Raw genomic sequence first — 3,338 nt, 5'->3', positions numbered from 1 at the left:
CCGTCGGCGCCCGCGGAGCCGGGGCGGGCCTCCTCCAGCCACCACTGCGGGTCGGGGCGTGCGAAGGCGGCCGGGGCGTCCACGACGTGCCACGGCCCGTCGGTGCGCACCACGCGCCCGCCCCTCGGGAAGCCCACCGAGTCGGCACCCCACCCGGCTCCCGCCGCCACCCACACGACATGGTCGGAGTCCCAGGCGGCGGAGGCGATGAGGGGGTCATCACAGTTGGCGACGACGACGGCACCGGGGTGGGTGTCCACTGCCGAACGCAGTCGGCGTTCGACGGTCCCGATCTCGCCGACGCGGTCGAGCTGGTCGCGGGACAGGTTGAGCAGGACCATGACGGCGGGGTCGACATCGGCGGCGACGAGGGGCAGGTGCATCTCGTCGACCTCGAGGGCCGCGAAGGGGGCCGTGGGCGACTCCATGAGCGCAGTGACGAGACCGGGGGGCATGTTGTCCCCGTTGACGTTGGAGGCGACCTCTCCACGGGTGGACAGTGCGGCGCGCACCATCCGGTTGGTGGTGGACTTCCCGTTCGTCCCGGTCACCGTCACGCAGCGGCGACCGCGGGAGAGGTCGGCGAGGACGCGGGGCGAGAGCGCGAGGGCGACCTCGCCGCCGATCATCCCCCCGGACCCGCGACCCAGGGCCCGCGAGGTGGCCCGCGCCAGTCGCCCGACACCGGCTGCCAGACGCGAACGGATCGGGACGTGCGCCCGCACCGGGTCCCCCTGTGCTGCTCCTCGGGCCTGGTTCATGGGGTCACAGTAGCGCGGCGTCCGGACAGAGGGTGCGCGGGACCCGCGCCTGCTCCACTCCTCCGTCCAGGAGCCTGACAAGGGCCACCATCGACGGGCCCCGGTCCAGTGCCTGCCATCCACTGTCGCCGAACGGTGGGGTTTCCAGCGAACGGTGGGGGTACAGCGCCACCACTCGGTGGGAAGTCCACCGCTCGGTGAGAGGTCCACCGCTCGGCGCGCACGCCGCACGGGGACTGGCCCGCATGCCAACCGGGACGGACCTCATGCCCCGAACTGAGCGGACCTCGCGGTCGGAAGTGAGCGGACCTCGCGGGTCAGGCGCCGAAGGATCCCTCCACGACGCGTCCCCCCGCCCGCAGGTGCGAGGACGCCTCCGCGGAGGACCGCCGCGCCTCGATGGTCGCCCGCGCGACGCGGTGGGCGATCGCGGCGCGCAGCGGGTCCCACAGGACCACGTCCGCGCCGTGCCCGGAGGCACCCTCGGCCCACGAGGTCCGCTGCCCGCGCCGCAGGGGCGAGACGACTCCGGTCGCCGAGGCCGCGAAGACGCGGTCCCGACGTTCCTCGAGTTCCTCGAGGCGGTCCCTCAGGAGCGATCCCTGCTCGCGCAGGCGCTCCACCTGGGCCTCCAGGTCGAGGATCCGTCGGATCCCCGCCAGGTTGATGCCGTCCTCCTGGGACATGCGCTGCACGTCCCGCAGTCGTTGCACGTCCCGGGAGGTGTAGCGACGCCCGCGCCCCTTCGAGCGCGCGGGCGTCACCAGGCCAAGCCGGTCGTACTGGCGCAGCGTCTGGGGGTGCATCCCCGCCAGCTCGGCGGCCACCGAGATGGCGAAGAGCATCTCACGGGGTTCTCCCTGTTCGCGCGCCACGGTGCTCACACCCTCGCCCGGTCGGCGAGACCCGCACGCGGGTCCCAGTCGCCCTGGCTGCTGGCGAGCGCCTCGACGGCCCTGCGCTGGTCGGCGTCCATGTCCTTGGGCACCGCCACCTGGACCTCCACGAGGAGGTCACCGGTGCGCTTGCCGTGGTGGACGCCGTGGCGACGCACCCGCAGCACCGTGCCCGACGCGGTCCCGGCGGGGATCCTGAGCGAGACGCTCTTCCCGTCGGGCAACGGCACGGACACCTTCGCGCCCAGCGCCGCCTCCGCGTAGGTCACCGGCAGGTCCATGCGCAGGTCGTCACCCGAACGCGAGTACACCGGGTGCGGCTCGACCTTGATGGTCACCACCAGGTCGCCCGCCGGTGCCCCGAGCTGTCCGGGACGGCCCTTGCCGCGCAGACGGATCTTCTGGCCGTCGCGCACCCCCTCGGGGATGCGCACGGTCATGGACTTCCCGTCCACGCCCATGCGGACCGTTGCGCCCTCGAGCGCCTGACGGAACGACAGCGAGGTGGAGGCCCGCAGGTCGGCGCCCCGCTGGGGACCCTCGCCCCCGAAGCCGGAGCCGCCTCCCGACGCCCCACCGAAGGGCGCGCCCGCCCCGAAACGGCTGCCCCGCCCGAAGGTGGTGCCACCGTGGGGAGTCGCGCCCCCACCGAAGAGGTTCGAGATGATGTCGTCGAAGTCGGCGCCCCCGTTGGCTGAGCCGCCGTTGGTGCTGTAGCGGACACGGGTCCCCCCGTTGCCGCCACCGAACATCGAGGAGAAGACGTCCTCGAACCCGGCGCCGTTGGACCCACCGGGCCCCGCGGAGAACCGGGCCCCGCCGCCTGCCATCGCCCGCAGCGCGTCGTACTGCTTGCGCTGCTCGGCGTCGGAGAGCACCGAGTAGGCCTCGCCGATCTCCTTGAACTTCTCCTCGGCCTTGGCGTCACCCGGGTTCTGGTCCGGGTGCCACTTCCGGGCGAGCTTGCGGTACGCCTTCTTGATGGCATCCTGATCGGCGTCCTTGTCGACGCCCAGGGTCTTGTAGAAGTCCTTCTCGAGCCAGTCCTGTCCGCTCACCGCAACTCACCTCCTTGATTCCATGTCCTGAAGTCCGTGGTCATCCTCACTCGGGATTCTCGACCAGCACCTTCGTGGCCCGCAGCACCCTGTCACCCATCCGGTACCCCGGCTGGAGCACCTGGGCGACCACCGGGTGGTCGACCTCGGCGCTGGTCCGGGCCATGAGGGCCTCGTGCAGGGCGGGGTCGAAGGCGTCCCCGACCGCGCCGAAGCGCTCCAGTCCGAAGCGCGTGGAGAGGGTGTCCTCGAGCTTCTGGGCGATCGAGGCGAACGGGCCGCCCTCCAACTCGCCGTGGGTCCGGGCCGCGTCGATGTCGTCGAGCACCCCGATGAGGGACTCCACGACCTCCTGACGACCCATCTCACGGTGGCCCGAGGCCGCCTCCTTCGCCCGGCGCACGTAGTTCCCGTACTCCTGGTTGAGGTTGTACAGGTCCGCCTTGGCGTGGGCGAGGTCGTCGCCGAGCTGCCCGATCTGGCCCATGGCCTTCGTCAGCTCGGAGTCCTCGACATCCGCCTCGAAGGCGCTCATGTCGTGGTCACCCCCCGCAGCGCTGCCGTCTGCGGCACCGTCACGTGCGGACGAGGGCGACGCCCCCTCCGCGGGCCGGTCCCCCGCG

Annotated in this window: 4 protein-coding genes; all 4 read right to left on the bottom strand. The window is 72.4% G+C overall.

From position 1 onward, the window contains the following. Positions 1-761, bottom strand: a 761-nt coding sequence (locus TA90_RS08715) for a Mur ligase family protein (protein ID WP_244946804.1), incomplete at its 3' end; no start/stop codon positions are given. A gap of 317 nt (positions 762-1,078) precedes the next feature. Then, positions 1,079-1,636 (bottom strand): heat shock protein transcriptional repressor HspR, encoded by a 558-nt coding sequence (locus TA90_RS08710; RefSeq protein ID WP_425321099.1) that lies wholly within the window; start codon positions 1,634-1,636, stop codon positions 1,079-1,081. A 5-nt stretch (positions 1,637-1,641) separates the two neighbouring features. Beyond that, a complete protein-coding gene (locus TA90_RS08705) occupies positions 1,642-2,715 on the bottom strand; it encodes a DnaJ C-terminal domain-containing protein (RefSeq protein WP_043535818.1) in 1,074 nt (357 codons plus the stop codon). A 46-nt stretch (positions 2,716-2,761) separates the two neighbouring features. Continuing rightward, positions 2,762-3,338 (bottom strand): nucleotide exchange factor GrpE (locus TA90_RS08700; protein ID WP_043535817.1); only part of this gene is annotated, 577 nt, incomplete at its 5' end.

Source organism: Actinomyces polynesiensis, assembly GCF_000820725.1.
In the GTDB taxonomy this organism is placed as follows: domain Bacteria; phylum Actinomycetota; class Actinomycetes; order Actinomycetales; family Actinomycetaceae; genus Pauljensenia; species Pauljensenia polynesiensis.
The sequence above is the reverse complement of the archived record's forward strand: the minus strand, read 5'-3'. Positions and strand labels throughout refer to the sequence as shown.